General features: G+C 45.0%; 2 protein-coding genes. One reads left to right on the top strand and one right to left on the bottom strand.

Annotated features, from left to right (window positions below):
- Positions 1 to 376: 376 nt before the first annotated feature.
- Positions 377 to 1,363 (bottom strand): aldo/keto reductase, encoded by a 987-nt coding sequence (locus ASE55_RS03790; protein WP_056215792.1) that lies wholly within the window; start codon positions 1,361 to 1,363, stop codon positions 377 to 379.
- Between the two features lie 158 nt (positions 1,364 to 1,521).
- Between ASE55_RS03790 and ASE55_RS03795 the strand changes: the two genes are divergently transcribed.
- Positions 1,522 to 2,418 (top strand): helix-turn-helix domain-containing protein, encoded by an 897-nt coding sequence (locus tag ASE55_RS03795; protein WP_056215795.1) that lies wholly within the window; start codon positions 1,522 to 1,524, stop codon positions 2,416 to 2,418.
- Positions 2,419 to 2,511: the final 93 nt, after the last annotated feature.

A 2,511-nucleotide genomic window follows, 5' to 3' on the forward strand; every position in this document is an offset into this window, starting at 1 on the left:
TTAATAATACAAGTTTTAAATTATGATAATAATAAATATTGATAAGTTTCTTTGGGAATAAGATCAGAAATGTGATGCTGTGGTTTTAAACTGATAAATTCATAAAATGAAAATGAGCCGGAAAAAGGTACAAATGAACTCATCTCAATGTCCTTTTAATTTCTGAAAGCACCAGCCAAATGTTAAATAATTGAAGGGTTACCAGCTTGTTATTATCACATCAATGGGTAAGTGCTAACATGAAACCGTTTGACTATCTTCAAAAAAATATTCCTGGTATTGATGCGGTTGGGTTGTAATCTAAGTAACCCGGCCTTAAGAGTAGAGCCGGGTACTGTTCCTGATGGAATGCATCACCAGATCGATTGCGCAATTGTTAAGCTTTCCGGTCTATAACTCTGTCCAGGTCTTCCGGATACCGGCCGCCTTTGGCTTCGATATGGTCTGCGCCCCGGGTAATCGACTTTAGCTCTGCGGAAGAAAGCTCCAGAGCTGCTGCACCGATATTTTCCTTTAGGCGTTCCGGTTTCGTAGTACCCGGAATCGGAACGATCCATGGCTTCTGTGCAAGGATCCAGGCGAGTGCGACCTGCGCAGTAGAGGCTTCTTTTTCCGTTGCAACATGTTGAAGGATGTCCACAAAGGCCTGATTGGCTTCCATATTTTCTTTCTGGAAACGCGGGAAATAACTCCGTCCGTCCTCTTTCTCAAAACGCGTGCCGGCACTGATCTTTCCGGTGAGAAACCCTCTGCCCAGCGGGCTGAAAGGAACGAATCCGATGCCCAGTTCTTCAAGTACGGAAAAAACCTTTTCCTCGGGTTCGCGCCACCAAAGGGAATACTCGCTCTGCAGCGCGGTAACCGGCTGCTCGGCATGGGCTTTACGGATATTTACCACGTCAGCCTCTGATAGCCCGAAGTGTTTTACCTTACCCAGGGCAATAAGATCTTTTACGGTGCCTGCCACATCCTCAATGGGAATGGCCGGATCCACGCGGTGCTGGTAGAGCAGATCGATGGTGTCGGTGCGCAGGCGTTTGAGCGATGCATCTACCACTTTACGGATGGTCTCCGGACGGCTGTCGAGTTCAGCATTCGATCCATCCTTGAACCCGAATTTCGTGGCAATGACCACTTTTTCCCTGAACGGCTTCAAGGCTTCTCCCACGATGTCCTCATTGGTGTATGGGCCGTAAACCTCTGCCGTATCAAAGAAGGTGATGCCCTGTTCCACAGCGTCCCGCAATACCCGGATGGCTTCATTCCGGTCCGGCTGGTTAGCGTAACCGTGGCTTAATCCCATGCAGCCCAAACCCAATTCAGATACTTCTAATCCTGAACTTCCTAATTGTCGTGTTTTCATTTTATATATTTTATGTTTACTGTTGCAAAATTGCTAAAGAAGGCCGGTCTGTTTTGTATACAGATTACGGGTTTTCTTACCAATATTACTTATTTGGAAAGTCCATAACAGAAGGTCTTACCTAAACCTGTAATTTTGTAACAATAAATGAACAGGTTATGGAAGAGATTATAAAAATCAGCAGTATTGCCCAATACAATATGATGAGGGGCATGCCTACCAAACATCCTCTCGTTGCCGTGATTGACACCGCTGAAGCAATGCCTGTGCCCGCCAGGTCTTTTAACTTTGATCTGTATGCGGTGGGTTTGAAAGACCGGCACAGTGCGCAGTTGCGTTACGGAAGAAAACATTATGACTATCAGGAAGGAAGCCTGGTATTTGTATCACCCGGACAGGTAATAGGCGTTGAACCCGGTGTTGAATTATTTGCGCCGAAAGGCTGGGTACTGCTCTTTCATCCGGATCTTATAAACGGTACTCCGTTGGGCAGGCATATTCAGGAGTATTCTTTCTTTTCCTATGATGTAAATGAAGCCCTTCACCTCTCGGATAAAGAGAAGGATATTGTGGTAGACTGCTTTTCAAAAATCGGGTATGAACTTGACCGGAATATAGATAAGCACAGCAAAGTGCTCATTGCGTCCAACATAGAACTGCTCCTCAATTACTGCACCCGCTTCTACGACCGCCAGTTCATTACGCGCGACCATGTAAACAAAGGGATTCTGGAAAAGTTTGAATCCTTATTAAAGGGCTATTTTTCATCCGGGAAACCGCAGAGTGAAGGCTTACCTTCCGTAGCCTATTGTGCCGAAGCCCTGCATTTGTCACCCAATTATTTTGGTGATCTGATCAAGAAAGAAACCGGCAGGTCTGCTCAGGAATACATTCAGTCACAATTAATTGATGTGGCAAAGGAGAGGCTGTTTGATATAAATAAATCGGCGAGTGAAATTGCCTATGAGCTGGGCTTTAAATACCCGCAGCATTTCACCCGCCTGTTTAAACAGAAAACGGGCGTTACACCGAATGATTACCGGATGATGAATTAATGGTAGTGGGATCATCTGAAATTTCAGCTATGGTTTCCGGCTTCTTCTTCTTCTTCTTCTTCTTCTTCTTCTTATTATTATTATTATTATTAT

It is taken from the genome of Chryseobacterium sp. Leaf201 (assembly GCF_001421435.1).
GTDB lineage: Bacteria > Bacteroidota > Bacteroidia > Flavobacteriales > Weeksellaceae > Chryseobacterium.